The sequence below is a fragment of the Cupriavidus sp. FW216-B1 genome, from assembly GCF_058789195.1.
The window spans coordinates 99,015-125,389 of the sequence record NZ_JBYTEL010000002.1 but is presented as its reverse complement, the minus strand read 5'-3'; the positions used below and the strand labels follow the sequence as shown (position 1 = coordinate 125,389).

General features: G+C 64.4%; 35 protein-coding genes, 2 other RNA genes and 1 pseudogene. 35 read left to right on the top strand and 3 right to left on the bottom strand.

Annotated features, from left to right (window positions below; translation table 11 throughout):
* Positions 1-39 precede the first annotated feature (39 nt).
* Positions 40-1,911, top strand: a complete 1,872-nt coding sequence (locus tag AC3WXD_RS07535) for a S9 family peptidase (RefSeq protein ID WP_492323457.1) — start codon at positions 40-42, stop codon at positions 1,909-1,911.
* A 66-nt stretch (positions 1,912-1,977) separates the two neighbouring features.
* On the opposite strand, the gene AC3WXD_RS07530 is transcribed toward AC3WXD_RS07535, so the two are convergent.
* Positions 1,978-3,075 (bottom strand): linear amide C-N hydrolase, encoded by a 1,098-nt coding sequence (locus AC3WXD_RS07530; protein ID WP_059411272.1) that lies wholly within the window; start codon positions 3,073-3,075, stop codon positions 1,978-1,980.
* A 10-nt stretch (positions 3,076-3,085) separates the two neighbouring features.
* Positions 3,086-3,769 carry a MarC family NAAT transporter gene (locus AC3WXD_RS07525; protein ID WP_492323456.1) on the bottom strand — a complete coding sequence of 228 codons (684 nt, stop codon included), beginning with the start codon at positions 3,767-3,769 and terminating at the stop codon, positions 3,086-3,088.
* Between the two features lie 499 nt (positions 3,770-4,268).
* Between AC3WXD_RS07525 and AC3WXD_RS07520 the strand changes: the two genes are divergently transcribed.
* Positions 4,269-4,538, top strand: a complete 270-nt coding sequence (locus AC3WXD_RS07520; RefSeq protein WP_020204621.1) for a YtcA family lipoprotein — start codon at positions 4,269-4,271, stop codon at positions 4,536-4,538.
* Positions 4,535-5,287: pseudogene (locus AC3WXD_RS07515) on the top strand (HlyD family secretion protein); the annotation flags it as partial. The gene AC3WXD_RS07520 and the pseudogene AC3WXD_RS07515, both read left to right, overlap by 4 nt.
* Before the next feature lie 446 nt (positions 5,288-5,733).
* On the opposite strand, the gene AC3WXD_RS07510 reads toward AC3WXD_RS07515, so the two are convergent.
* Positions 5,734-6,153, bottom strand: a complete 420-nt coding sequence (locus AC3WXD_RS07510) for a hypothetical protein (RefSeq protein WP_492323455.1) — start codon at positions 6,151-6,153, stop codon at positions 5,734-5,736.
* A gap of 245 nt (positions 6,154-6,398) precedes the next feature.
* Between AC3WXD_RS07510 and AC3WXD_RS07505 the strand changes: the two genes are divergently transcribed.
* From AC3WXD_RS07505 to AC3WXD_RS07350, 32 genes are all read left to right on the top strand, one after another.
* On the top strand, positions 6,399-6,695 hold the full coding sequence (locus tag AC3WXD_RS07505) for a helix-turn-helix domain-containing protein (RefSeq protein ID WP_492323454.1): 297 nt from the start codon (positions 6,399-6,401) through the stop codon (positions 6,693-6,695).
* A gap of 78 nt (positions 6,696-6,773) precedes the next feature.
* On the top strand, positions 6,774-7,292 hold the full coding sequence (locus AC3WXD_RS07500) for a hypothetical protein (RefSeq protein ID WP_492323453.1): 519 nt from the start codon (positions 6,774-6,776) through the stop codon (positions 7,290-7,292).
* A 15-nt stretch (positions 7,293-7,307) separates the two neighbouring features.
* Positions 7,308-9,440 carry a transposase gene (locus AC3WXD_RS07495; RefSeq protein ID WP_492323452.1) on the top strand — a complete coding sequence of 711 codons (2,133 nt, stop codon included), beginning with the start codon at positions 7,308-7,310 and terminating at the stop codon, positions 9,438-9,440.
* 70 nt (positions 9,441-9,510) lie between these two features.
* The gene (locus AC3WXD_RS07490; RefSeq protein ID WP_492323451.1) at positions 9,511-10,281 is read left to right on the top strand and encodes an AAA family ATPase; all 771 of its coding nucleotides are present in this window, start codon (positions 9,511-9,513) and stop codon (positions 10,279-10,281) included.
* Positions 10,271-10,912: a hypothetical protein gene (locus tag AC3WXD_RS07485; protein ID WP_492323450.1), complete on the top strand. Its 642-nt coding sequence runs from the start codon at positions 10,271-10,273 to the stop codon at positions 10,910-10,912. The genes AC3WXD_RS07490 and AC3WXD_RS07485 overlap by 11 nt, the downstream gene beginning before the upstream one ends.
* On the top strand, positions 10,902-11,405 hold the full coding sequence (locus AC3WXD_RS07480; protein ID WP_492323449.1) for a MarR family transcriptional regulator: 504 nt from the start codon (positions 10,902-10,904) through the stop codon (positions 11,403-11,405). The genes AC3WXD_RS07485 and AC3WXD_RS07480 overlap by 11 nt, the downstream gene beginning before the upstream one ends.
* Positions 11,402-11,725, top strand: a complete 324-nt coding sequence (locus AC3WXD_RS07475; protein WP_492323448.1) for a hypothetical protein — start codon at positions 11,402-11,404, stop codon at positions 11,723-11,725. The genes AC3WXD_RS07480 and AC3WXD_RS07475 overlap by 4 nt, the downstream gene beginning before the upstream one ends.
* Positions 11,725-11,877 carry a hypothetical protein gene (locus AC3WXD_RS07470; RefSeq protein WP_492323447.1) on the top strand — a complete coding sequence of 51 codons (153 nt, stop codon included), beginning with the start codon at positions 11,725-11,727 and terminating at the stop codon, positions 11,875-11,877. Before AC3WXD_RS07475 ends, AC3WXD_RS07470 begins: the two co-directional genes overlap by 1 nt.
* Positions 11,878-11,888: 11 nt before the next feature.
* Entirely contained in the window at positions 11,889-12,317 is a 429-nt protein-coding gene (locus AC3WXD_RS07465; protein ID WP_492323446.1) for a hypothetical protein, read from the top strand.
* Positions 12,317-12,910 (top strand): HI_1489 N-terminal domain-containing protein, encoded by a 594-nt coding sequence (locus AC3WXD_RS07460; RefSeq protein WP_492323445.1) that lies wholly within the window; start codon positions 12,317-12,319, stop codon positions 12,908-12,910. The genes AC3WXD_RS07465 and AC3WXD_RS07460 overlap by 1 nt, the downstream gene beginning before the upstream one ends.
* Positions 12,907-13,236, top strand: coding sequence for a hypothetical protein (locus AC3WXD_RS07455; RefSeq protein ID WP_492323444.1), 330 nt, complete (start codon positions 12,907-12,909; stop codon positions 13,234-13,236). Before AC3WXD_RS07460 ends, AC3WXD_RS07455 begins: the two co-directional genes overlap by 4 nt.
* Before the next feature lie 31 nt (positions 13,237-13,267).
* Entirely contained in the window at positions 13,268-13,891 is a 624-nt protein-coding gene (locus AC3WXD_RS07450; protein WP_492323443.1) for a DUF3164 family protein, read from the top strand.
* Positions 13,892-13,900: 9 nt separating this feature from the next.
* Positions 13,901-14,119 (top strand): hypothetical protein, encoded by a 219-nt coding sequence (locus AC3WXD_RS07445; protein ID WP_492323442.1) that lies wholly within the window; start codon positions 13,901-13,903, stop codon positions 14,117-14,119.
* Between the two features lie 66 nt (positions 14,120-14,185).
* Entirely contained in the window at positions 14,186-14,458 is a 273-nt protein-coding gene (locus AC3WXD_RS07440; RefSeq protein ID WP_492323441.1) for an HU family DNA-binding protein, read from the top strand.
* A 7-nt stretch (positions 14,459-14,465) separates the two neighbouring features.
* Positions 14,466-14,532, top strand: an RNA gene (locus AC3WXD_RS07435) — hammerhead ribozyme type II.
* Between the two features lie 4 nt (positions 14,533-14,536).
* A complete protein-coding gene (locus AC3WXD_RS07430) occupies positions 14,537-14,977 on the top strand; it encodes a hypothetical protein (RefSeq protein WP_492323440.1) in 441 nt (146 codons plus the stop codon).
* A complete protein-coding gene (locus AC3WXD_RS07425) occupies positions 14,974-15,741 on the top strand; it encodes a DUF3850 domain-containing protein (protein WP_492323439.1) in 768 nt (255 codons plus the stop codon). The genes AC3WXD_RS07430 and AC3WXD_RS07425 overlap by 4 nt, the downstream gene beginning before the upstream one ends.
* Positions 15,738-15,953, top strand: coding sequence for a hypothetical protein (locus AC3WXD_RS07420; protein ID WP_492323438.1), 216 nt, complete (start codon positions 15,738-15,740; stop codon positions 15,951-15,953). Before AC3WXD_RS07425 ends, AC3WXD_RS07420 begins: the two co-directional genes overlap by 4 nt.
* A 228-nt stretch (positions 15,954-16,181) precedes the next feature.
* Positions 16,182-16,244, top strand: an RNA gene (locus AC3WXD_RS07415) — hammerhead ribozyme type II.
* Positions 16,245-16,586: 342 nt separating this feature from the next.
* Positions 16,587-16,997, top strand: a complete 411-nt coding sequence (locus AC3WXD_RS07410; protein ID WP_492323437.1) for a gp16 family protein — start codon at positions 16,587-16,589, stop codon at positions 16,995-16,997.
* A 2-nt stretch (positions 16,998-16,999) separates the two neighbouring features.
* A complete protein-coding gene (locus tag AC3WXD_RS07405) occupies positions 17,000-17,437 on the top strand; it encodes a Mor transcription activator family protein (protein ID WP_492323436.1) in 438 nt (145 codons plus the stop codon).
* Between the two features lie 136 nt (positions 17,438-17,573).
* Positions 17,574-18,011, top strand: a complete 438-nt coding sequence (locus tag AC3WXD_RS07400; protein WP_492323435.1) for a structural protein P5 — start codon at positions 17,574-17,576, stop codon at positions 18,009-18,011.
* A complete protein-coding gene (locus AC3WXD_RS07395) occupies positions 18,008-18,241 on the top strand; it encodes a DUF2644 domain-containing protein (RefSeq protein WP_492323434.1) in 234 nt (77 codons plus the stop codon). Before AC3WXD_RS07400 ends, AC3WXD_RS07395 begins: the two co-directional genes overlap by 4 nt.
* Positions 18,228-18,842: a hypothetical protein gene (locus AC3WXD_RS07390; RefSeq protein WP_492323433.1), complete on the top strand. Its 615-nt coding sequence runs from the start codon at positions 18,228-18,230 to the stop codon at positions 18,840-18,842. The genes AC3WXD_RS07395 and AC3WXD_RS07390 overlap by 14 nt, the downstream gene beginning before the upstream one ends.
* On the top strand, positions 18,832-19,065 hold the full coding sequence (locus AC3WXD_RS07385; RefSeq protein WP_492323432.1) for a TraR/DksA C4-type zinc finger protein: 234 nt from the start codon (positions 18,832-18,834) through the stop codon (positions 19,063-19,065). Before AC3WXD_RS07390 ends, AC3WXD_RS07385 begins: the two co-directional genes overlap by 11 nt.
* The gene (locus AC3WXD_RS07380) at positions 19,065-19,286 is read left to right on the top strand and encodes a hypothetical protein (RefSeq protein ID WP_492323431.1); all 222 of its coding nucleotides are present in this window, start codon (positions 19,065-19,067) and stop codon (positions 19,284-19,286) included. Before AC3WXD_RS07385 ends, AC3WXD_RS07380 begins: the two co-directional genes overlap by 1 nt.
* A gap of 6 nt (positions 19,287-19,292) precedes the next feature.
* Complete coding sequence (locus AC3WXD_RS07375) at positions 19,293-19,793, top strand: DUF1804 family protein (protein WP_492323430.1); 501 nt, start codon at positions 19,293-19,295, stop codon at positions 19,791-19,793.
* A complete protein-coding gene (locus tag AC3WXD_RS07370) occupies positions 19,786-21,561 on the top strand; it encodes a hypothetical protein (RefSeq protein WP_492323429.1) in 1,776 nt (591 codons plus the stop codon). Before AC3WXD_RS07375 ends, AC3WXD_RS07370 begins: the two co-directional genes overlap by 8 nt.
* 8 nt (positions 21,562-21,569) lie before the next feature.
* The gene (locus AC3WXD_RS07365; RefSeq protein ID WP_492323428.1) at positions 21,570-23,168 is read left to right on the top strand and encodes a DUF935 domain-containing protein; all 1,599 of its coding nucleotides are present in this window, start codon (positions 21,570-21,572) and stop codon (positions 23,166-23,168) included.
* A complete protein-coding gene (locus tag AC3WXD_RS07360; RefSeq protein WP_492323427.1) occupies positions 23,155-24,450 on the top strand; it encodes a phage minor head protein in 1,296 nt (431 codons plus the stop codon). Before AC3WXD_RS07365 ends, AC3WXD_RS07360 begins: the two co-directional genes overlap by 14 nt.
* Positions 24,447-25,022 carry a phage virion morphogenesis protein gene (locus AC3WXD_RS07355; protein WP_492323426.1) on the top strand — a complete coding sequence of 192 codons (576 nt, stop codon included), beginning with the start codon at positions 24,447-24,449 and terminating at the stop codon, positions 25,020-25,022. The genes AC3WXD_RS07360 and AC3WXD_RS07355 overlap by 4 nt, the downstream gene beginning before the upstream one ends.
* Before the next feature lie 205 nt (positions 25,023-25,227).
* Positions 25,228-26,367, top strand: a complete 1,140-nt coding sequence (locus AC3WXD_RS07350) for a phage protease (RefSeq protein WP_492323425.1) — start codon at positions 25,228-25,230, stop codon at positions 26,365-26,367.
* The last annotated feature ends 8 nt before the right edge of the window (positions 26,368-26,375 follow it).

The window sequence follows — 26,375 nt, the reverse complement described above, 5'->3', positions numbered from 1 at the left end:
CGCGCCGCGGGCCACCCCGAACCCATCCAGGAGCCAGCCTTGAACCAGAGCAACGCAAAGACACCCAGGCACTACACGGTGCGCGAGCTGTTCCGCAAGCCGGACCGCTCCCAGTTCTCGATCTCGCCGGACGGGCGCCATCTTTCCTTCCTGGCGCGCCACCAGGGCCGCCAGAACGTCTTCGTGCAGGCCATCGACGCCGACGGCAACCTGCTCGGCGAAGCGCGCCCGCTGACCGCCGAGACCGAGCGCGACCTGCCCCTCCACACCTGGAAGGGCAACGCCCACATCCTCTACATCAAGGACTTCGGCGGCGACGAGAACTTCCACGTGCTGTCGGTGCCGGTCGACGGCGGCGAGCCGGTCGACCTGACGCCGTATCCCGGCGTGCGCGCGGAGATCGTGGACGACCTCGAGGACGACGACCGCCACATCCTGCTGTCCCACAACAAGCGCGACCCGCAGGTCTTCGACGTGCTGCGCGTGGACGTCGCGACCGGCGAGTCCGTGCAGATCGCCGAGAATCCCGGCAACGTGATGAGCTGGGGCACCGACCACGCCGGGCGCCTGCGCGTGGCCACCGCCAGCGACGGCGTCAACACCACCCTGCTCTACCGCGACACCGAGGACGAGCCGTTCCGCCCCATCCTCACCACGGATTTCCGCGAGACGGTCGCGCCGCTGTTCTTCACCTTCGACGACGCGCAGCTCTACGTGCAGTCGAACCGCGGCCGCGACAAGCTCGCCATCTTCGAGTTCGACCCGCACACCGCGCAGGAAGGCAAGCTGGTGTTCGAGCACGGCGAGGTCGACGTCGGCGGCCTCGGCTACTCGCGCCACCGCCGCGTGCTCACCGCCGCCTGGTACACCGACTGGAAGACGCGCCGCCATTTCTTCGACGCGCGCAGCCAGCGGATCCACGCCGACCTCGAGCGCCAGCTGCCCGGCTACGAGCACCACGTCACCAGCATCACGCGCGACGAGACCCGCATGATCGTGTCCGCGTCGAGCGACCGCACCACCGGCACGCGCTACCTGTACGACAGCAACACCGGCAAGCTGGTGTCGCTGGGCCAGATCCTGCCGTGGCTCGACGAGGCCGACATGGCGCCAATGCAGCCGGTCGGCTTCACCTCGCGCGACGGCCTGCAACTGCACGGCTACCTGACGCTGCCGCCGGGCGCCGAGGCGCGGAACCTGCCGCTGGTGGTCAACCCGCACGGCGGCCCGTGGACGCGCGACGTATGGGGCTTCAACCCCGAAGTGCAGTTGCTGGCCAACCGCGGCTATGCCGTGCTGCAGGTCAACTTCCGCGGCTCCACCGGCTACGGGCGCAAGTTCTGGGAAGCCAGCTTCAAGCAATGGGGCCGGACCATGCAGAACGACATCGACGACGGCGTCGACTGGCTCGTCGCGCAGGGCATCGCCGATCCGCGCCGCGTGGCCATCTACGGCGGCAGCTACGGCGGCTATGCGGTGCTCGCGGGCGTGGCCTTCACGCCCGAGCGCTACGCCGCGGCCATCGACTACGTGGGCGTGTCGAACCTGTTCACGCTGCTCGAGACCATTCCCGCCTACTGGAAGCCGATGCTCGACATGCTCTACGAGATGATCGGCAACCCCAACGACGAGAACGACCGCAAGGCCATGCACGATGCCTCGCCGGTGTTCTTCGCCGACCGCATCCGCACGCCGCTGCTGGTGGCCCAGGGCGCCAACGACCCGCGCGTCAAGCAGGCCGAGAGCGACCAGATCGTGGAGGCGCTGCGCAAGCGCGGCGTGGACGTGGCCTACCTGCTCAAGGAAAACGAAGGGCACGGCTTCCACAACGAGGAAAACCGCTTCGACTTCTACGAGGCGATGGAAGCGTTCCTGGCCAGGCACCTCGCCAGGGCCGACGTCCGGGCCTGATCTGGCGCGCGGGCGCGCAGGAAGGCGTGGCGGGCGACCGCCACGCCTTTTTTCATCCGCCGCGCGTCAGGGCGCCGGCATGAACGTGAACGGCGGCGCCGGCACGAACGACGCCGACACCTCTCCCGCATAGACCTGCCCCCTGTCCATCGCCAGCTTCAGCACCGGCGCGCCGGCTTTCAGGTTCAGCTTGTCCAGCGACACCCAGAACGTGTCCGGGCGCGTGGCCGAGTCGAAGTAGTAGACCAGGTTCTTCTGGTCCGACACGGTGCGCCAGATGGTCGAGGACAGGTTGGGCTGGTCCGGCGTGCTGATGCCGAGCGGCACACTCACCGAACGCATCACGCTCATCACGCCGGCCACGGCCTGGAACGCGTACGACCGGTTCGGCACGCCGGCGATGTAGTTCGGATCGAGCTGCTTCGGAATCGCGTCGAGCAGGAACGACGCGCGCACGAAGCGGTCCGCGGCGCGATTGGTGCCGGGCAGGAACGTCAGGCCGCCGACGCCCTTCCAGTAAGTGTCGAGCGCAAGCTGCTCGCTGTAGGCCGGCGAGTTCGTCATGACCTTGAACGCCTTGCCGTGGTGGATGACGAGCTTGCCGCCGAGATACTCGAGGATGGCCGAATCGCCCTGCGCGTCCGACAGCGAAAGATGGATCGTCAGCGGCTTGCCGTTGGGCAGCGGCGGCGCGATGACCTGGAAGGGATTCTGGCCAAGCACGCCGACCGCTTCGGCGACGGTGGCGAAATTGTCGAGCGCATACTGCGCCCACAGGCTGATGGCGATTCCCGCGCGGCGCGCGTCGGGCCTGCCGTAGTCGGTCTCGGCGAGATACAGCGCATTGGCGACCAGCCCGCGCTCGTTCATGCCGTCGACGCTGCCGATCTCATAACCCGACACGACCACGCTGCCGTATTTCGACGTCCAGCGCGGCGAGCGCGGCCCGGCGGCGCCGTCGCGCCCGATGCCGGCGGGAAACACCCAGAGATTGGAGCCCATGTCCTCGGACCAGTCCATCGAGCGTCCGGTGATCACCTGGCCCTCCGCGCCGACATACAGCACGCGCGTGCAGCCGTAGGCGAGCGAGACGCCCAATGCGGTCAGCGCGATGGCGATCGCGCCCAGCGCCGCGAGCCGGAACTTCCGAAAATGCCGCAACATGACGTTCTCCTCAATGCGCCGAAGCGGCGACGACTTCCAGCGTGCCGTCGATCACGAACTGCACGCCCATGCAGACCAGCAGGAACCCCATCACGCGCGAGATGGCCTCGACGCTGCCATTGCCGAGAAAGCGCACGAGCTGCGTGGACGAGCGCAGGCAGATCCAGAACAGCAGGCCCAGCAGCACCGCGACGATCACCGGCGCCGCCGCCAGGACCCAATGAGCATATGCGTCCTGCTTGCCGCTGAGCTTGGAGGCGAGGCTGATGACGATCGCGATGGAACCGGGCCCGGCGGTCCCCGGAAACGCCAGCGGCACGAAGGCGATATCGGCGGAATTCTCCTGGCTTTGCTCGGCCTTTTTCTTGCCGGTTTCCGGAATGTCCGTTACCGGGGCAGATGGAAAAAGCATCTTGAAGCCGAGAAAGGAAACGATCAGGCCGCCGGCGATGCGCATGCCCGGAATCGATATGTCGAACGTGCGCATGATCCACGTGCCGGAGTAATAGGCCACCAGCATGATCGACGTCACGTAGCAGGCGCCGAGCCGGATCTGGCGCTTGCGCCTGGCGTCCGGCATATGCGCGCCCAGCGCCAGCAGCAGCGACATGGATGCCAGCGGATTGGCCAGCGGAAGCATCAGCGTCAAGCCGATGCCCACCAGCCTGAACAACTGGAGAATCTCTGCGCTCATAGGGAGCCACTCCCGAAGTCAGCGATGCGGATCGTTCGCCAGAACGAATTGGTTCATGATAGTCCAGTTCAATTCTTTATCGCGTAAAAAATTGAAATTACGGAATTATCGAAAAAACTTTTACGCGATGGCTTATCGGACTTTATGGCTATCCGATCTGAATCGTCCGGTTAAATCCAATGCGCATGCGCATAGTACGAATCGCGGCCGTCGCCAGCGGGCCGGCCGGCCCGCGCCGGCCGCCAGCCGCTGCGGCCAGCACCCCGCCGACACCCGCCAGCACCCCGCCGGCAGCGCCGCGGATTTCCCCGCGCGGCACCGCCGCCGCAACTCTTGGACAAGGCGCATTCCGTGCTGCTATATTGCCTGCATTGTTTCCGACGCAGCGGCATGGAAGCGAGCTGGCCGATCCTTGAAACCGATCATTGAACTGACGATGTTTCAGACAGAAAGCAGCGCACTCACGCCCTTCGGGCAATGGACTCGCGGCCGCCGCCGCATGCCGGCGCTGGCCGCGCTGGCCGCGCCGTGCGCCTCGCTGCAGGGCTGCGCGTTCGGCGGCGCGCCCGCGTTCGACCTGTTCGGCGCCTACTTCCCGCTCTGGCTGCTGAGCGCGCTGATCGGCGCGCTCGGCGCGGTGATTGCGCACCGGGTGTTCGTCGCCACCGGATGGGCGCAGATCGTGCCTTGCCAACTGCTGGTCAACACCGCAATCGGCGTGACGGTCGCCGTGCTCGCCTGGTTGCTCGGAACGGGACAATTTCCATGAAACTGGCCGGCGCACGCCAACCCGCCATCCGCGGCCGCCTGATCGCCGCGGCCATCGTCGTGCTGGGCATCGGCATGGCCTTCTACGCCTATCACCGCATCGCGCGCTTCCCGTCCTCCGACGACGCCACGCTCGACGCCGACGTGGTCCACGTGGCCTCGCCGGTCGGCGGCAGGATCGCCCGGCTGTGGGTCACGGAGAACCAGCAGGTCGCCAAGGGCGCGCCGCTGTTCCAGATCGACCCCGAGCCCTACCGGCTGGCCGTCGCCCAGGCGCAGGCGGACCTGGAGCTGGCGCAGGCCGCGCTCGGCACCCGGCGCAGGAGCATCGCCAGCGAGCAGGCGGCGGCGTCGATCGCCGCCGAGCAGGCCGCGCGCGCCGCGCAGAACTACGCCCTGACCGCGCGCACGGTGGAGCGCCTGCGCCCGCTCGAAGCGGACGGCTACGTGCCGGCCCAGCAACTGGACCAGGCCCAGGTCACGCAGCGCGACGCGGCGATCTCGCTCAAGCAGGCCAAGGTGCAGCGCTCCGCCACGGCCCAGGCGGTGGGCGACGAAGCGGGCGCGGTGGCGGCCATGCACGCGCGCCAGGCCGCGCTGGCCATCGCGCGGCGCGCGCTCGACGACACGCTGGTGCGCGCCCCGCACGACGGCCGCGTCACCGGGCTGACGGTCCTGTCCGGCGAAGTGGTGGTGCCCAACCAGTCCCTCTTCGTGCTGATCCATACCGGCGAATGGTTCGCTGTGGGGAGGTGATCGTTTTGACACCAACCAAAAAACAACCCAAAAAGTCGGAAATCCAGGCGCCGCAAGGGATTGCAGCCTTCTGATCTCTTAGCAAAGGCCAAAAAAAATTGCGAAAAAAACGACGAAAACAGGCCACTTTTGCAGATATTTTGACACCGAGATAGAACGGAAGCAGGCAGACGGCAAACAACACTAGGCGCCTCGCCCAAGGCGGCCGATACGTCACGTCATTGGCCGCCGGACGGCCGTCAATCCGGACGGTGCCCCGGAACTCCGTGCATCCCACCTTGCAAGGGCTGATCGCTTCCCCAACGACCTGCTCCAGGACCCCTTGTAACGCCTTTTTTGTTTTTTCCACCACAACATGCCTTCCCGAAAAGGCATATAAGGTGCTCCCTGCACCGGGAATGTGCGCCCCCTCGGGAGAGGGGATTGGCGCACATCCAATGTCACTCACCCATAACCTTGAGCATGTTGGCAACATCCTCCTGGTCAGCGCCCTTGGCCATGTAGTCGTATAGCAGCGCCACGATCGCGCCTCTGCGCCGCGAATCGACACTCAGCGCCTTCGCCCGAAGCCATTCGTCGAGCGCCTCCTCCGCGAGCTGCAGGAGCTCTGTGTCCACCTTGGATGTGCCGGCGGCAATAGTGCCGACCACCTTCGCAATATGCGGAGGCTGCCAAGAGGTTCCGGCAATGTACTGCTCGGGGACCTCATACATTCGACGAGTCCCGCCGAGACCTTTCCGCTCTTCGAAGTACCAGCCTTCCGCCGCGGCCCGCTCGATGATCTTCCCCTTCGTCGTCGGCAGGCCAGGCAGGCGCATCTTCGCTATGTCGGCTGCGGACGTGAGTTTTTTTGCCGGCACACTTATTCCTCTTGTAAGCGTTCCTGCTTGCGGAACACTTAGGCCGCAGGAAACGCTCTTTTAAATTCAATAAAATCAAACAGTTAATACGATGCCCTACGTAAGTGGGGTGCTCATAAAGTGTTCCCATTGCGGAACACTATTGACGGAACACTTCGGCACGGTTAATCTTCGCTAAACCAAACCTTCGGGATTACGCCCCGATCAAAAAACCGGCTGACACCGGTTGAAGTGAAGATCCGACCATGAGCGAAACCAAACTCGTTGGGTGGCACAAGGAAGACATCAAAGCCGCCATTCGCAAGCGCGGCAGCACGATGAACGACCTGGCCAGAGAGCGCGGCCTGCCGCCATCTACCGTCCGAAATGCCCTGAGCCGCCCCGCCTATTCCGGCGAGCTCGCTATCAGCGACTTCCTCGGCATTCCTGCGCATGAGCTCTGGCCCGCTCGCTGGACGCCAGAGGGTCGCCGAATTCGCCCTCGCTATGCCCACAAGTATATCGGCGACGTCGAAAGCGTAAGCGTTAAGTGTGCCGCGTAGCTCTACGCACTCCAGTTTAACGCAGGGAAAGTGAATCGAACCGACACGCTGAATAGCGACCAACAGCCAGAGACAGCCATGACCAAACGCCGCCAGCCCAACCGTTCCGAGCCAAGTGCCAACCAGCTCGCGCTCAACTTTGACGTCTTCGCGGTCGAGACCCCCGCCGGCGTGGTTGCTGTAAAGGGCGAGAACGCCCTGGATGCTGGCATTCGCCAAGCCCTCGTGATGACCCTGGATGCCGCTTTTGGCAAAGGGCTGTCCCGCGACCGCGTCGCCGACCGCATGGCTGAGATCCTGTGCCGCCCGGTGACGAAGGCACACCTTGACCTCTGGGTCGCACCCAGCCAAGCGGACCGCCGGATCCCTGTCGACGCCTTCATGGCCTTGATGACGGTCTGCGAAGACTACCGCCCGCTGGAATGGATGGCCGGCCACTTTGCCCGACGGGTGCTGACCGCAGATGAGGCCCTCTGTGCCGAATTCGGCGCCATGGCGGTCCTCGATCGCCACATTCGAGCCAAGCAGAAGTCGATCGAGGGCCAGATGGACGAGAAGCTGTTCGGCCAGCTCATGAACAAGATCAAGCGTGGTTAAGGCGTGAGCGTTGCGATGAACCAGGTAACTGTTAAGTCCAGCTATAGCGCTACCGAGCTGCTCGGCATGCGACTGCCTGGGCTCCCAACATCAAAGGGGAAGCTGATTGCGCGAGCAACCCGCGAGTCCTGGTCATTCGATGAGGCAACTGGCATCGGCGGCACCCGCCGTGAATACACCCCGCCCTCTGAGGTCATGGATGCCATCCGCGCCAAAGCCGCCCAGCATCTTGTGGCCACTGCCGCCGTGCCGGCCGTAGTGACCCGCGAGGTCACCCTGCACCAGCGCCGCGACGAGACCAAGGCCCAGACGCTCAAGGCCGACGCCCGCAAGGGTGTGCTGACGGCCCTTAACCATCTGATGGAGCGCTCCCGATACTCCATGAAGCGTGCCGCCACGGTCCTGCTGGACATGGCCCGCATTGGCACGGCCAGCGACCAGCTGGTGGCCATGCTCAAGCTGGCCCGAGACGAACGCGGTCGCAGCAGCCAGGACGGCCTGCCATCGGTTCGCAGCATCCTTCGCTTCGTCGAGTACGAGCGCAGCGGGAGCTTGGTGCCCAAGCGCGCCGAGCGCGACATGTCCGTGCCGGACTGGGCGCCGTTCTTCCTCGGGCGCTATCAGCGGCCGGAGAAGCCGTCGGTCGCTCACGCCTATGAGCTGTTTGTTAAGGACTGGCAGCAGGTGCCCGGCGCGGTCGTGCCGAGTATTCACCAGGTGCGCCGCTTCCTGGACAAGATCGGCAACGTGAGCCGCGAAGCCGGCCGCATGGGCGCGCGCGAGCTTAAGACGCTCAAGCCATTCGTTCGCCGCGGCTTCGAACACCTCCTGCCGGGCGATATCTACAGCGGCGACGGCCATACCTACGACAGCGAGGTCCAGCACCCGCTGCACGGCCGTCCATTCCGGCCGGAGATCACGACCATCGTCGATATTGCCACCCGCAAGGCCGTGGGCTGGTCTGTCGGCCTGGCCGAAAGCGCGCTCGCTGTCCTGGATGCCTTGCGCATGGCCTGCATCGACAACGGCATCTGCGCGATCTTCTACGTCGACAACGGCTCCGGCTATGTCAACGAGATGATGACGGACGACGCCACCGGCCTGATGGGCCGCCTGGGCTCCGAGATGGTCAATAGCCTGCCGTACAACTCGCAGGCGCGCGGCGTCATAGAAAAGCTGCACCAGACCATCTGGGTCAAGGCCGCCAAGGAAGACAAGGGCTACATCGGCAAGGACATGGACCGCGAGGCCAAGCTGGCCACGTTCAAGCTGTCGCGCAAGGCGATCGCCGCCGGCGGTGAGGCTGTCGTAATGCCGCTCATGGCATGGGTGCAGTTCGTCGCGCGCGTAGAGAAGAAGGTCGACGAGTACAACAATCGGCCGCACCGCAGCCTGCCCAAGTTCACCGACCCGATCTCCGGCCGCCGCCGCCACATGACGCCGAACGAGAAATGGGAAGAATTCGTGCAGCAGGGTTTTGAGCCGCATCGCGTGCTTGACGACGAGGCCGTGCCCCTGTTCCGGCCGCAGCTCCTGCGCACCGTGCGCCGTGCTGAGCTAGAGCTGTTCGGTAACCGTTACTTTAACCGTGACCTGGAAGAGTTCCATGGCGAGCAGCTCGCCGTCGGATACGACATTCACGACCCCAGCAAGGTCTGGGTCTATGACGCCACCGGCCGCTTCATCTGCACCGCAGGCCTGGACGCCAACAAGCGCGATTACATGCCCAAGTCGGTCATCGAGCGTGCCCGCGAGCAGCGCGCCGCCGGCCGGGAGAAGCGCCTGGAGAACAAGCTGTCCGAAGTCCGCGAGGAGCTGCACGGCACGCCGGCCATTGAGCACAGCGACACCTTCGTCGTTCCCGGCTTCCTGAATATTACCCGCGAGCAGCTCGAGCAGCGCGCCCGCAATCTCGAAGCGATTGACGTCGAGGTCAACGAATTGCGGCCGGCGGCAGAGGTTGTGACGCTGCCGGTCGATCTGGCGCCGGCCTGGTCGGTTCCGACCACACCCGATGCGCGTTTCGCCGAATGGAATCGCCTGATCAATTTGAACGAGGAGGAAATCGACAGCGCGAAGGCAAAGAAATGGCGGCACACCTATCAGGAGACCGCCGAGTTCCGGACTTTCCAGCGGAAAACCGCCTGAGGAGGCGGCCGCTTAACCAACGCGCTGCTGTTCCAGCAGTAGCGCACCAGTACTCAGGAGCACCCGAATCATGACGCAACGCACCGCGACGGTCAACCGCATCGCGCAAATCACCAATCTCCACTTGGTCTCGGTGACCTTGGAAAAGCTGTTGTCCCGCGTTAATGGCCTGCCGGGCATTGGCGTGATGTTTGGCGATCCCGGCACCGGAAAATCGGTGGCCAGCAATGCAGTCGCAATCCATATGCGCGGCTATTACGTCCAGATGCGCAGTGCCTGGAACCGCAAGACCCTGCTCGCCAAAATCCTCGCGGAAATGAGCATCGAGCCCGAGAAGACTATCCCGGCCATGCTCGACCAGGTCAGCGACCAGCTGCGCAGCAGCCGCCGCCCGCTGATTATCGACGAGTTCAATAACTGCCTGCGCAGCGATTCGATGATCGAGCTCGTGCGCGACATTTACGAGAGCAGCCACGGCACCATGCTGCTGGTCGGTGACAAGCGCATTCCCGCCAAGCTGAAGAGCTGGGAGGCATTCGACAGCCGCGTGATGGCCCGCATCGAAGCCGCGCCCGTGTCGGTCGACGACGCCCGCAAGCTGGCCCCCATCTATTGCCACGACGTTAAGGTCGCCGATGACCTGCTGGAACACGTCGTGCACAAGGCCGCCGGCTCCGTGCGCCGCGTGTGCGTGAACCTGGCGCGCATCCATGAGGAGGCCATGATGATGGCCGAATCCGAGATGACCCTTGCCCTCTGGGGTGACCGCGAGCTCTACCAGGCGGCCACTGTCGCCACCAAACGTAAGACCAAGGGCGAGGAGGCAGCGTATGCCGCGTAAGGCAGTCAGCCTCGAAATGAAGGGCGGCAAGTCTCCGCGCCAACGCGTCTGGGAAGCAATTCGCGCCAGCCGTAGCCGCTTCACCCAGCGCGAGCTGGCGGAAGCCGTCGGCGGCCTGGAAAGCATCATCCAGGACTACGTTAAGAACCTGCTCAAGGCTGAATTCATCGAGGTTATCGCGGAGGAGAAGGTGGGTCGCCTGGCAACACGCAGAACCTACCGTCTCCTCCGGGATAACGGCGTTGAGGCGCCCCGCATCAGCCGACGCGGGGAAATCGTGACCCAAGGCGGCGGCAACGAGGCCATGTGGGGGACGATGCGTCGCATGTTCAGCCGTCCGGGCAGCGATTTTAACCATCGTGAGCTCGCGGGCCTGGCGAGCACCGATACGCATCAGGTGTCCGACGAGACGGCCAAGTCCTATGTTCTGTGCCTCGCAGCAGCTGGCTACCTCGAAGAGACACGGCCAGCCGTGCTCGGCCGCCGCCCCTTGCCCGCTCGCTACTACCTCAAGCTCGACACCGGCCCGCGCGCCCCGATGATCCAGCGCACTCGCCAGGTGTTCGACCCGAACCCCAAATACAACCGCGTCATGTGGACGGAACAGAAAGGATTCGACGATGAGCAGTGAAGTGAAAACGCAGCCGGCATATATGGCGGCTGACTGGTTTGCAGGGCTGCAGCGGGAAGTCCGGGCTAGCACCGCCACCAAGGTCGCCGAGCGCATGGGCGTCTCGCGTCCGACGCTCTCGATCGTGTTGAATGGCCTGGGCGAATACGGCAGCGGCAAGGCCAGCACGTCCCGCATCGAAATGCGCTATCGCCAGGCATTCGAGCGGATTGAGTGCCCGTATGACGGGCAGCGGGTCGATACAGATCACTGCCGCGAGAAGGCGCTTGGCAAGGCACCAAACCACAACCCGATGAAGATGCATCACTGGCAGGCCTGCCAGGGCTGCCAGTTCAAGCCGCGGCCGGTGGTGACCCAGCCGGCCGTCGTTAAGCGGGCGCCGAGGAAGGCTGTCGCTGCCGAGGTCCCCATGGCTGCCCTCGACACCAGAACCCTTCCGCTGCCCGAAGTGGGCGCACCGCAGATCAAGCCGACAACCGAGGAGCTTGCATGACAACCCATAGCAATGCATCGCGCCCGCGCGGCGCTTTAACCCTCGCGGCACGTCCTCGCTTCGACGGCCCCATCGCGCGTGAAGTGCGCGTCGGTCTGGCACGCGTCGGCGCCGAGGTCCGCCGCATGGCCGCTCGCGTTGCCGCCCAGCGAGCTCTGCGCGCCGTCGATCGCGAAGAGCTGCGCGCAAGCCGTGAGCTCGGCTGGCTGCGCAACGAACTGGAACAGGCCGAGCACAACTGGAACTGGCTCCAGCTGGAGTATCGCCAGCGCCGCGAAGCCCTTAACGCACGCCTGCGAAACCTCGCTGAGGAGGCTTGATGAAACCCGGCTTCAGCTTCCGTGCATTCCTGCACACCCGCCTGGGCATCCTAGTCTGGACGCTCCTGGTGGCCCTGATGGCTTATCAGTTCGGCCAGATCTCCAACCCGTCGCAGGGTGTTAAGAGCACCCGTCCGCGCGTCATTGCATGAAAGGAATCGTCATGACCAACAAGCAGCTCGTTATCGCCAAGATCAAGTCGACGCCGGGCATTCGTACCCCGGAAATCACAGACCAAACTGGTGTCGAGAATCCCGCCAGCTATATCACTGGCGAACTGGACCGCGGCGAGATCCTGGTGGAGAAGCTCGCATCGGAGCTGGGCGGCCGGCCCGTCAACGCCTACCGCATCAACCCGGACAACCCGCCTGACGAGACGCTGAACCCGCGTCAGCGTGTGGTTAAGGCGCGTGCCGCGGCGCCTGCCGGCGCCGATGGCTTCAGTGCGGCGCTGTCCTCCCGCGGCGACCTGACCATCAGCGACGGCCGCAAGTCGGTCCAGCTCACGCCAGCCCAGACTGGCAGCCTGATCGCGTACCTCGACCGTATCAATGTCGACCAGGTCATGAAGGCTGCCGGAGGTGCTGCCTGATGCCGCTGCCGACTTTCCGCTGCCCGGTGTGCCGGAACGCGCTGACGCTCGATGTCGTGTTTGCGCACGACGGAGTGCGCGACGCGATCCTGCACCTGCTGAACGCCCACCCCGCGGCGGGGAAGCTCCTGCGCCCGCTGCTCGGGTACATCGGCCTGTTCGCGCCCGTTAAGACCGAGATGCGTTATGAGCGTGTCGCGGCACTCCTGGCCGAGCTGGTGCCGTTGATCCACGCTGGCACGGTAGAGGACGGCCACGGCCGCACCTGGCCTGCGCCGCTGGAGTACTGGGGCCAGGCATTCGAGCAGATGCTGGCGAACCGCGATACGGGCTCGCTGAGACTGCCGTTGAAATCCCACGGCTATCTCTGCGCCATCGTGGCTGGCTTCTCCAACAAGTCGGACGCTGCATCGGAGCGACACACCGAAGCGCAGCGTGCCGGCCATGCTGGCTTCGGAACGGCACCGGCACGCCATCAGCCTGTAACCGTATCAGAACCTGCCCCGCGCACCCCGATGTCAGGGCAGGCACGTCAAGAACTCCTCCGCGCAGCCGGCAGCCGGCGCGCAGACATCGTCGGAGAGAACCAATGAATACACAGAGCAAGGCCCTCTTTCAGCGCGCCTGCATGGACGACAAGGTCAACTGGTCGCCCGAGCTGGAGAAGCTCGCCATCGGCTATCTGCGCATGCTCGACATCATCCTGTCGACCGACGATCCATTGTCTGCCTACGAATCTGCGGCAATCGCCTCCGGGCTCGCCCATCTAGCGGTCAACGTGGGCTGGATCTCGCACCACTCCTATCAAGCGCTCGTGGCAAACGCCAAACACATACGTGCGCAGGCCATGGCCAAGTGGGCCGGTCAGACGGTCATCGTGAAGACCGGCGCGATCGCTGCGCCCGCTACGACCCACTAACAGCAACCAGTACGAACGAACAGGAACGGAAATGACGAAAGCAGCAATTGAAACTCCGGCCGGCTACATGCAGGACGCCCGCGGCCGTCTAATCCGCGAGGAGATGGTTAAGCCCATCGACCGCACGCGCGACCAGGTCGTCGGTGAGTTGGTCAGCCTGGCCAAGCGTCACAACCAGCTCCTCGCCGATTTCAAGAAGCGCGTCTTCGGCGATACCGAGGCCTTCATTAGCATGTCGGCGGAGGAGTACGGCGCCAAGGTCGGCGGCGCAAAGGGCAACGTGACGCTGTTCAGCTTCGACGGCCGGTACAAGGTGCAGATCGCTCGCGCAGAGAACATCACGTTCGATGAGCGCCTGCAGGCGGCCAAGGGGATGATCGACGAGCTGCTCGCCGAATGGACCCAGGGGGCTCGCCCCGAATTGCAGGCGGTCGTTCAGGGCGCCTTCGAGACCGACAAGGAAGGCAACCTCAACACCGGCCGCATCCTCTCGCTGCGCCGCCTCGACATCCAGGATCCGCGCTGGAAGCAGGCCATGTTCGCCATTAGCGACAGTGTCCAGGTGATCGGCACCAAGGCATACGTGCGCTTCTACGAGCGTGTCGGCGACTCGGAAGAGTACCGGCCCATCTCGCTAGACATCGCCAAGATCTGAGGACCGGATATGGACAAGGACTTCACCCAGATCCGACTCAAGATGAACAGCAGCGGCTCCTGGGCCAACGTTCTGAGCTGCGATGGCTCTCGCGAGGAGGAAGTTAAGCAAGCCTGTGAGACGCTCATCAAGGCATCCGACAACCGACTGCGGTTCAAGCTCACGGACGCCGAAGGCGGTGAGCTCTCCCACATCGGCCCGCCGGAATACCGCTGGAAAGCCCGTTAAGCACTCCGCGCCGGGGCGGCTCAACCAGACCCGGACACCCCTTTAATCCCTGAAGGAAATCGCACCATGAACAAGCAAGACCTGATCGCCCACGTCGCCGATGAAGCCAAGCTGAACAAGGCCGAGGCCGAACGCGCGCTGAATGCGGTCATCAGCGGCGTTACCAAGACCCTCGCCGCTGGCGGCACCGTCGCACTGACCGGCTTCGGCGCCTTCTCGGTGACCAAGCGGGCGCCGCGTGTCTCGCGCAACCCGCAGACCGGCGAGGCCATCCAGGTGCCCGCCTCACTGGCGCCGAAGTTCAAGCCCGGCAGCAACCTGAAGGCGGCTGTAGCCTGACCTCACGAAGCGAAACGCCCGCTCCGGCGGGTGTCTGCCAGGCGTGGTGGCCTGGTACTGATGAGCAGCCGAGGGAATATGGGAAAAATCACGAAAGAGCAGATCACCGCCATCGAACATGAGCTGGCATCCCCATGGGGCCGGCTGGAGCTGGCCTGCGACGGCTTCAAGGTGAATGTTGAGGTGCAGCGGGATGGTCCACGGAAATACATCCTGATGGTCTACGTCAACGACGTCTTCAAGGGAACATGGATGAAAGGAGACTGCGATGAAGCCACACGTTTTATGCGGCCGGTGACGAAGTCGCTCTATGGCGCCAAGGTTAAGTCCGGTCTCGTCAAAGACTTGGGGAAACGTCGGGGGGAGAAGCTGTTCGCGGAGATGAACAAGACACTGACCCACTACACGCCTGTCTGGAATTCGGTGCGGTCGATGCTCAGCCACTTCTGCAAGAAGAATGAAGCCGTCAGCGTTGTTTCGATCGGCTATCCGGCGCAGACAACGGCGGAGGCAGCATGACCGAACAGAACACATCGCCTACTAGCGCGTTGCACTTGCACTCGCATCAATCGGGTTCATGCACCAAATGTGGAGGCGGCCGCTTGGTCTATATCGGTCAAGGTGAATACCGCGAGTGCAATGCGTGCGTCGACAAGGACGCATCGCCTGCCTGGAGGTGCTTCCACTGCGACGAGACGTTCACCGACGAAGCAGCGGCGCGCGAGCACTTCGGCGCGAGCCAGCTCCGCGATCCGATGTGCAGCATCGATGCTGCACGCGTGCGCGAGATAGAGGACGAGCTGCAGCGCCACCGCGAGGACGACACGGATCTGCACCGCGAGATTCATCGACTGCACGCTCAACGGCACACCGAATGTCAGCGCGCCGAGGAAAAGGGCTATGAGCGTGGTATGCGTGACGCTACCCAGCTGAAAGGGAGTGCATCGCCTGCTGCGCGCATTCCGAGCCGCGTTACGGAATGGCACGACCTAAAGGCTGACGCGTATGTTTTCGAGGAAGTCATCACCGGGCGCAAGGCAGCGGAAATTCGTTTCGATGATCGCGGATACCAGGTCGGCCACGTCCTGCACCTGCGAGAGACGCGACACACCGGCGCGGAAATGAAGGCCGGCGCACCACTCGAATACACCGGCCGCGAGGCAATCCGCGTGATTTCGCACATCCAGCGCGGCTACGGCCTGGGTGACGGCTGGGTATGCCTGTCGTTCGACGCCGCAATGAGCACCACGCCACCAGCAGCGGAAGATAGGAGAGCAGCATGACGTTTGTTGAACTGCAAGCCTATAGAGGCTACGGCACGCCGGTGCAGATCGTATGCGAGCGCATTCTGCTGATGCACCAGATTGACTACAACGGCAACTACGGCGTTGAAATCACGCTGGATACCGGCAGCACAGTTCGGGTCGAGGGATTCCTCAGTGACGTACGCAAGAAGATCGACGCCGCCATGAGCGCTAGCAAGGAGGGTGCGTGATGGTTGAAGGCAATAACACGAAGGCTTACCCGAGCGACATCGCAATCGAGTGCACGCGCACCCGCGCTTGCCGGTGGAAAGGCATGACATCCGACCTCCATGAGGTTCCCCACAAGACCATCAAGGGCGCGATGCAGAAGATCTGCCCTAAATGTGGCTGCTCCACGTATTACCGGCGGGAGGCCATCGACGTCGCTATGGCAACAGGCGGAAACGTTAAGGCCAAGTAAGCGAAACCGCCGCGAGGCGGTCTGCCAGGCGTGGTGGCCTGGCACTGATGAGTAGCCAAGAGGATGAACCATGGGTGATGTAACGATATCGATTCACGCCCTCGTGTGGGGTGCCATTGCGGTCGCGCTCGCCTCGGCGTACTGCGGCCTCCTAGTGTCCGCCCTCTGCAGGGGCTGGGCGGAAGAAAGCAAGCGCATCGAAGAACAAGAGGAGGGTTAAACAATGCGGGAACTGATGATAGCGGCCTCGTTGCTTGCATCCATGCTGGTGATCGCCGGCGTGGCGTACATCGGCCAGAAGCGTTTTGACGAGCGCAGCGATCGCGAAGAAAAGTAGCTGTTGCAGAACGAAATGCTAGAGACGTTGTCCATTCGCTAGCCACTCCAACACGCACCCACCGCCATGCTCGATCGCGCCATTCTCGCCAAGATCCACGTCGCCAAAAAACAATTGGCGATGGAGGAAGATGTGTATCGCGCGATGCTGCAGTCGGTAGCTGGCGTTAAGTCATCCAAAGACCTGACAGTCGCACAGGCCGAGAAGGTGCTGGCGCATCTGCAAAAATGCGGATTCAAGCCGCTGGCACCCAAGGCGCGCCGTGCGCCTCCCGAACGCGCCGCCCTGGTGCGCAAGCTCGGTGCTCAGTTGAAGGCCGCCGGCCGCGACTGGGCCTACCTAGAGCGTGCAGCCGAGGGACGCACCAGCATGGTCCGCAGAATCTGCGGCGTCGATTCGATTTCCTTCTGCAATCCGGCCATGCTGGGCAAGCTGATTGCAGCCTTGAGCTACGACGCGAACCGCCACGGGAGATAGGGATGGATCTGTCCGAAGTCAGTAACCTGCTGCCTACTCTCGTGCAGGAGATCGTGCGAAAGATCGGCGTGACGGCGGCGCTCAAGCTCGTCGATAGGCTTGGCGGATCGACCTTCCCGGTACCGATGCGCAAGAATGCGGCCGGCGAGGCACGCTTTCAGATCCTGGTCGAGTCTGTCGGCGAAGCCGCTGCGATGCAGCTTGTCGAAATGCTGGGTGGTCAGGAAGCCTATATTCCGCTCTGCTCGATAGCGCTGCGCGAACTGCGCGATCGCCAGATCCGCGCCGACTTCGACGGCATCACGCGCGAACACAGCGCCTTGCATGCCGTGGCCACGTTGGCGGTGCGTTACCGCATGTCGGACCGCCAGGTCTGGCGCATCCTGAATCAGACCGATCGGGATGGACCGCCGAAGGAAACTCAGGCTACACTGTTCTGATAGTCGCAAACGATCGTTAAGCCCCGCCGCGTGCGGGGCTTCGTCTTTTCTGCCTCCTGACATGGATTGAGGTACTCGCTTCGCGAGCGCACCAGCAGACTGGCACCTACATCAAGAGTCACATGTAGGGGCAAACGTGCAACCACGCGGCATCCGCAATAACAATCCGGGTAACATCCGCTGGGGCGATGGCTGGCAGGGCTTAATCGCGCCCAACATGCGCACCGACAAGGACTTCTGCCAGTTCACCGAACCTTGCTTCGGCATTCGTGCTATCTGCAAGATCCTGCTGAACTACGGCAGCAAGGCCGGCCGGCCTGGCGTCGGCGACAAGGGCATCGACACCGTCCGCGAGATCATCTCCCGCTGGGCTCCCGAGAGCGAGAATGACACTGCGGCCTACATTGCCAGTGTCGCGCGCGCGGTGGACGCTCACCCCGATGCACACATCGATGTCACCAACCCGCGCACCATGCGCGGCCTGGTGGTGGCCATCATCCAGCACGAGAACGGCCAGCAGCCCTACAGCCCAGCCCTGATCGACAACGCCATGCGGATGGCCGGCATCGTATGAAGCGCCTGGCTGAACTCATCACCGACGCGAACACGGGCCGGCTGTCGCACACCAAGCTGTGGCCGAACGTGGCCAACCTCGTGGCTACCATCCTGTTCCTGCGTGCTGGCTGGCTTAACCAGCTCACCACCGACGTGTGGTGGGCTTACCTGGGATGCGTTGGCGGTTATACCGCCATCATGCGCTTCGCCCAGGTCGCCCGCGAAAGGAAGGCCAATGATCCAGCTTAACCGCCTGGAAGCACTCGCCCTGGCGGTGCTGGCACTGCTAGCCGGAGCCGCGCTTGGCGCTACCGGCGGCCTCTGGTACGGCGCGAGCCGCGCCACCGCCATCGGTGATGCCCACCTGGCGCAGCTGCGCCAGCAGACTGCTGAGGCGTCGGCTAAAGCCGTTAAGGACGCCGCCGATCGCCTGGCCACCGAAACCGCACGCGGCGATCGCCTCAGTGCCCGGCTATCCGAAGCCGAGGGCCAGATCGACACGCTTTCCCAGCAACTCCATACGAGGGTCGACCGTGTCACATCCGTCTATCGCGAAGCGCCTGGCGCTGCGCTCAAGCCTCTTCCTCAGTGCGTCTTTACTCGCGGCTGGCTGCGGGACTACAACGCCGCCATCGGTGCTCAAGTGCCCGCCGTCTCCCAAGCCGCCGGCGCACCTGCTCAAACGCCCGCCGCCGGTTTCGCCTCTGCTGGAGAAGACGAGCTCGTCGCTGCGGGGATCGATCCGCGGTCAATCCTGACCCATCACATCGATTACGGCGCGCGAGCCCGCAAGCTGGAAGAGCAGATTAACAGCCTGATCGACTACTACGAGGGCAAGGATGTTAAGTAATCGCGCCCTCGATCAGGCGGCCGCCCTCGAACAGGCCGATCGCGATAACGCCATCAGCGACGTGCGCGCGCGGCTCGGTACCGGCCCTTCGGCGGAGGTCTGCCAGGACGCTGCCTGCGGCGAGCCGATCCCCGAGGCGCGCCGCCTGGCGGTGCCGGGCTGCCGCTTCTGTATCGACTGCCAGGTCCGCCTGGAACAACACTTCGCTCCCCGGAGAACTTGATGAACGACAAGGAACAGACGCAGACCCTCGGCCGCATCGAAGGCAAGCTGGACATGATGCTGGTCAACCAGGCGCGACAGGACACCAAGCTGGAAGAAATGGATGGCCGCCTGCGCGCCGTCGAGGTCAAGGCGGCCACCACCGGCGCCGTGGCCGGCGCGCTGGCATCGGTCTTCACGTCGGTGGGTGTGGCTGTCGCCAAAGTTAAGCTGGGGCTGTAAGAGGCAATGGCCCACGACAAGGCAACTCGCGACAAGGTGCGCGGCGCGTACGTATTCGATCGACTCACCCTGGAGGTGGCGGCGATGAAGGCGGGCGTGTCTTACGGTACCGCCCGCCGGTGGAAATCGGATGCGCGCGTGGCCGGCGACGATTGGGACAAGGCCCAGGCCGCCCAGCTCATGGCCGGCGGCACCATCGAAGACATCGCCCGCCAGATGCTGGCCGGGCTGGTGACGCAGTACCAGGCATCCATGGATGCCATCACCACCGACGCGGAGATCAAGCCGGCCGCGAAGGTGCAAATGCTGTCCAGTCTCGCCGACGCGTACAACAAGACCATCTCGGCCAGCAAACGGATCCTGCCCGAGACGTCCGAGCTGGCCACTGCCATGGACGTGCTGCAGCGCCTGGCATCGTTCGTTAAGGACCGGCACCCGCAGCACATCAAAGCCTTCGCGGAGATCCTGGAGCCCTTCGGCGCCGAACTGAGCAAAGCGTATGGCTGAGATCCTGACCGATCGCGAATTCAAAAGGGAGCTTTCGGAACTGTCCGCAAAGCTCCTTCGTGATATTGAGGCCCACCAGTCCGGCCTGGACGCCAGTCCGGAAGCGATCGCCGCGCGGCGCCGCCGCGTGCTGAAGGATGGCGACTTCCAGTTCTTCGCCTACACCTACTTCCCGCACCACATCCGCGGCACGCCGTCGAGCTTCCAGGGGCACTTCTGCCAACGCTTCCCCCAGCTACTTGAGCAGCCCCGCGGCGCGCTCGAATGGTGGGTGGCGCCCCGCGGCGAAGCCAAGTCGTCGCTGGCCACCAAGATCGGCCCGGCCTGGTGCGTCGTGCGCGGGTTGTTGCAGCGTCCTGAGGTGCAGAAGGAAATCGGCTGGGAAGGCGCGCTGCCGCCCTTCATCGACTATGTCATCCTGCTGGGCGCCGAAACGAAGCTGCCGGCCAAGCTGATCGAGGTGGTTAAGACCGAGCTCACGGCGAACGCCATGCTGCTGTTGGACTTCCCGGACGCCTGCGGCAGCACCAGCCTCTGGCGAATCGGCGAAGCGGTCTTCAGCACAAACGTTAAGCTGGAGTCGTTCGGCGCCGACCAGGCCATCCGCGGCACCTTTCACGGCGCCAGCCGGCCCAAGCTGCTGATGGGCGATGACCTCATCACCGATGCCGAGGCCAAGAGCCCCACGGAGCGCCAGAACCGCTGGAACTGGCTGACCAAGGCGATCGACTACCTCGGTCCGCCGGACGGCAGCGTTAAGTATGCCGGCGTTGGTACTGTCCTGGACAAGGACGATCCGATATCGCGCGCCAAGAAGACCATCGGCCACGTGGTCCACCATTTCCGCGCGATCGAGCAGATGCCGGCCAATATGGACCTGTGGGCGCAGTGCGAGGAGCTCATGCGCAACCAAGACCGTGTGGTGGTCGAGGAGGCATCGAAGGCCGGCAACGTCATCCCGGAGGAAGAACTCCCCTCGTACCGCTTCTACATAGAGCACCGCGCCGAGATGGATGCCGGCGCGAGGATTTCCTGGCCGTCGGTCCGCTCCCTGTTCTGGCTGATGCGTCAGCGCGCGAAGGCGCTGAGGGCGTTTAACACAGAGCTCCAGGGCGATCCCCGCACCGACGAGGACAAGGTCTTCGGCAACATCACCTTCTGGGTGCAGCGCCTGCAGCATTGGATCATGTTCGGCGCCTGCGACCCATCCATGGGAGCCAATGAGAAGTCCGACCCATCCTCGCTCCTGGTCGGCGGCTTTGATACATGGAACAGCAAACTGCACGTGGTGCATGCCGAGATCAAGCGTCGCGTGCCGTCCAAGCTCGAGGCCGACCTGGTTGGCATGCAACGGGAGTTCAAGTGCCGCGCGATCGGCTTCGAGAACAACAATGCCTACGAGCATTCGCGCCAGACGTTTATCAAGGCCGGCATGGCTGCCGGTGTGCCGCTGCCCCTGGTCGGCGTTACCGCGACGGTGCCAGCCGAGGTACGCATCGACTCCCTCGAGCCGTTCATCACCGACCGGCTGGCCGCCAGCATCTTGCTGCATCCTGATCTACGCCAGTTGCTCGACGAACTCGACACCTGGCCGGAGAAGCAGTCCCACCACCACTATGACGGCCTGACCGGGCTGCAGATCCTGTGGATGATCGCGTCGACGCGCGCCCACGGGCTATACGAATACACCTCTGTGCCAAAGCATGCGCAAGACGACGGGCGCGCGGATGACGATGGCATGATTTCGGGCGCCGGCGGCGCCTGGTAGGAACCACCATGGCAAAGATCGTTGACCAGTTCGGACGTCCCATCGAGCAGGCAGTCCTGTCCGAATCCCAGTCCGCGCGCCTGCAGGCCCTGCATCATGACTACGCCGGCCACCCCTCGCGCGGCCTTACGCCGGCCCGTCTGGCACGCATCCTGGAGCTGGCGGAGATCGGCGACCTGATCGCTCAGTCCGACCTGTTCCAGGACATGGAAGAGAAGGACGGGCATATTTTCGCCGAGATGAGCAAGCGCAAGCGCGCGCTGCTGACACTCGACTGGTCCATCAACCCGCCAGCGGGCGCGTCGGCACAGGAAAAACGCCAGGCGCAGCTGATCGACCAGTGGTTCCGGGATTTGCCGGACTTCGAAGACGTCCTGCTCGACCTCCTGGATGCAGTCGGCCACGGGTTCTCCGCGCTCGAAATCAGCTGGGATCGCGTGGACGGTGTCTGGCTGCCAGCCAAACTCGAACACCGCCCCCAACGCTGGTTTATGACGCCATTCGGGGAGCCGGACGAGCTGCGCCTGCGCGGCTACCAGGCCCGCGGCGAGGAGCTCTGGCCGTTCGGCTGGGCAGTGCACCGCCACAAGGCCAAATCCGGCTACGTGGCGCGGGGCGGGCTGCACCGCGTGCTGGCCTGGCCGTACCTGTTCAAGAACTTCTCGGTGCGGGATCTGGCCGAGTTCCTGGAGATCTATGGCCTGCCGCTGCGGGTGGGCACCTATGGCACCGGCGCCAGCAAGGACGAAAAGCTGGCGCTACTGCGTGCCGTCTCGGAGATCGGCCACAACGCCGCGGGGATCATCCCGGAAGGAATGGCCATCGACTTCAAGGAAGCCGCCAAGGGTACAGAGGAGCCTTTCGAAGCGATGATCGGCTGGTGCGAGCGCACCCAGTCCAAGGTAATCCTCGGCGGCACCCTGACCAGCCAGGCCGACGGGAAGTCATCGACCAACGCCCTGGGCAATGTGCACAACGAGGTCCGGCACGACTTGATGGTCTCGGATGCACGCCAGCTCGCGGGCACCATCAAGCGCGACATCATCTACGCCATCTGTGCGCTGAACTTCGACCAGGTCGACCGCCGGCGCATGCCGGAGTTCGTCTTCGACACGCGGGCGCCGGAAGACATGAAGCTCTACGCCGACGCGCTGCCCAAGCTGGTCGGCCTGGGCGTTAAGGTGCCGCGCGCCTGGGCGCACGAGAAGCTCGCCATACCGGAGCCCAAGGAAGGTGAGGACGTGCTGCAGATCGCCCGGCCGGAAATGATCGTGCCGCCTGAGATGCGGGCGAAGGAAGTGCCGGCCAGGACAGCCGCGACGACTTACCGTGCTGTGCTGACCAACGATCAGGGCGAGATCGTCTACCCGGACCAGCACACCCTGGATCTCGCCGCCGGCAACCTGCCAGCGGAGGCGTTAAGTGCCGAGATGGCCAAGCTGCTCGCACCAGCCATTCAGGCCGTCCAAGCCGGGGAGAACCCCGACCAGGCGATCGAGGCGCTGGTGGCCGCGTACCCAAATCTCGATGAGGCGGCGGTGGCCGAGCTGCTGGCGCGAGCCATCTTCGTGGCCGACGTGTGGGGGCGTCTGAATGGCAACGCCTGACCTGGCGTACGCCATCGGCCTCCAGCCCGAACAGGCCATCGAGTACTTCCAGAGCAAGGGCTACGCCATCGGCTTCAAATGGGAGGACGTCTGGCAGGAATCCCATGCGCGCGCATTCACCGCCGCCGGTGTGATGAAGGTCGACGTGCTCCAGGACATTCGCGGCGCCCTGGACAAGGCGTTAAGCGACGGCAAGACCTTCGCCGAGTTCAAGAAGGACCTGATGCCCACCCTGGAGCGCAAGGGCTGGCTGGGCAAGGGCTACCTGGTCGACGAGCAGACTGGCGAGATTCAGGGCAAGCGCCTGACGCCGCGGCGGCTGGACACCATCTTCCGCACCAACATGCAGTCGGCCTATATGGCCGGCCGGTTCGCAACCCAGCTTGAAAACGTCGACGAGCGCCCGTACTGGGAATACGTGGCAGTGATGGACAATCGAACGCGCCCGGCGCACCGCGTGCTTAACGGGCGGGTCTACCGCTACGATGATCCGTTCTGGAAGACCTTCTACCCGCCCAATGGCTACCGGTGCCGTTGCCGGGTCCGCACGCGCAGCCGCGGCGACGTGGATCGCCTCGACCTGGCGCCATCCTCCAGCGAGGGCCAGCTCACCGAGGTCGACCAGGTCATCAATCGGGGCGGAGAGACCCGGCCCACGGTCGCCTACAAGGATCCGATCACCGGCAAGAACTTCATGGCCGATCCTGGCTTTGGCTTTAACGCCGGCCAGGCATGGGCCGCGCCACTCACGCCGCCCCCGCGTGCCGACCTGGTCCGCAGCATCCCCCACGGCGCCCCCACGCCGGTGGCGCCGCCGGCTCCCACGCCGATTGGCGCCGATCGTCTGCTCGCCCCCGGCCAGCCGGCAGAGCGCTACAGCGCGGCATTCCTGGAACGCTTCGGCGTGACGCCTGGCGCATCGACCGCATTCGAGGATGTCACCGGTGCCAGGCTGGCCATCTCCGACGCGCTCTTTACGCCAGCGCCGCCAGAATGGAATTGGGGCCAGCGCTATGCCGGCCTGCTGGCCGATGCCGTGCGCGCGCCTGATGAGGTCTGGCTATCCTGGGAGCAGGTCGACGGCGCCTGGCGGCTCACGCGCCGCTACGTTAAGACGTACCTGGCCGACAGCGGCGAATGGATCGCGGCCGGTTTCGAGTACAGCAAGGACGGATGGAGCTACCGTGTGGCCAATGCACGCGCGCCGTCCGACGATGATCGGCTGCGCGCGGTCGACGTCATGCGCGGTACATTCCTCCAATATAGGAAGCAGCAGCCATGATCGAGATCTCCATCGATTTCAAGAACGTCGACCAGGCGCTGGGGCGTCTGGCTGGATTCTCGCGCAGCAAGCGTCCGCTGATGCGGTCAATCGCCGGCATCATGGCCGACGCCGTCGAGGAGAACTTCGCCCAGGAGGGGCGCCCCAAGTGGCTTGGCCTGGCGCCAGCCACGCGCAAGCACCGCGGGGACGGGAAGATCCTGCAGGACAAGGGCCGGTTGGCCGCCTCCATCGTCTCACGGGCCGACGGCGAGTCGGCGGCCGTCGGCACGAATGTTCGCTATGCGGCTATCCACCAGTTCGGCGGGGAGATTACCCGTGCTGCGCATTCCGGCTGGGTGCGGCTGCGTACCGATGCACGGGGCAACCTGATCCGCCAGGGTGCAGAAGGCCGAGCTGCCCGCTTGGCGGTATTCGCCAAGGACTCGCACAAGCGTGCCCGGACGGTCCGGTACACCTCAAGCGAAAGCAAGACCAAGATCCCCGCGCGTCCGTTCCTTGCGCTCACGCAGGTAGACGCCGACAATATCGAGCGTACAGTCTCCGAATACCTGGCCAACCTCCTGGGATAACCCCATCCGGAAAACGCGCCCGTGGCGCCTCTGAGGGCCTCTGGACCACCGTCGGTACACCCTAGGGGGCGTCACTAGCGTTAAGGGCATGTTAAAACCGCTCCCAGCGGCATCCGCGCCCGTCACGCTCCCGCGCAACACCCAATCCCTCCGGGTGACACGCTTCCACCTCACCCCATGACCGTCCCGTCGCCATCATGGCGACATGACGACCCGTGCCCTTATCGCCCGCCTCTCTGTCGAGATCTCGACCGGCTCCAGCGCTATCCAGCTGATGCCGGCCGGGGCCTTCCGCGCCCGTGATGGACGCCCGAAGGAGTGCGACGCCTGGCATATCGATGCGGCCACGGCAGCCAGCATTGTTGCCCAGGTCAACGCACGGGAGACGCCGTATGTAATCGACTACGAGCACCAGACCCTGACGGCCGCAACCAGTGGCCAGCCGGCGCCGGCGGCCGGCTGGTTCCACAAGGTCGAGTGGCGGGACGGCGAAGGCCTGTTCGCCATCGATGTCGAGTGGACCGACAAGGCCGGCGCCATGATCGCCGCCAAGGAATACCGCTTCATCAGCCCGGTCTTCAGCTACGACCCCAAGACCGGCGAGGTGGGCCAGCTGCTGCATGCAGCCCTCACGAACAACCCCGCGCTCGATGGCATGGACGAAGTGACCGTCGCGGCCGCCTCGCGCCTGCTCGCCGATTTAACCGCCCAGACGGGGGCACTGCCCGTCGTATCTTCCCCGGAGTCCAACATGGATGAACTGCTCGAGCAGCTGCGATGGCTGCTTAATATGCCCGTCGGCGCGACTGCCGACGACATCAAGGTGCAGCTGAAGAAGCTGATCGACCAGCTTTCGCCCAATGAGGGCACCGCAGCCGCCGCCGTCAACCTAGTGGAGCTGCTCTTGCAGCGCGACCAGCAAATCGTTGCGCTCAGCGCTAACCAGGTCGATCCGGCGTTGTTCGTGCCGATCGTCGTGGTCGACGGCCTGCGCGCCGATATCGCCGCGCTGACCGAGCAGCTGGCCACTCACAACATCCAGGCCGAGGTGGTCACCATCGACGGCCTGGTCACCGCCGCGCTGTCGGATGGCCGGCTGCATCCGACCATGGAAGGCTGGGCTCGCGATCTCGGCAAGTCGAACCTCGCCGCCCTCAAGTCCTATGTCGACAAGGCCAAGCCGATCGCCGCCCTGCGCGGAACGCAGACCGGCGGTGCCGCGCCGGCCGCCGGGAGGGCTGGCGCCCAAGATCACGAGGCGGCCAGCGAAATGGAGCTCGCCATCTGTGCCTCGCTGGGCGTCGATCCCGCCGCCTACGCCAAGGTGAACAATCCCAAGGCTTAAGCCTTCGA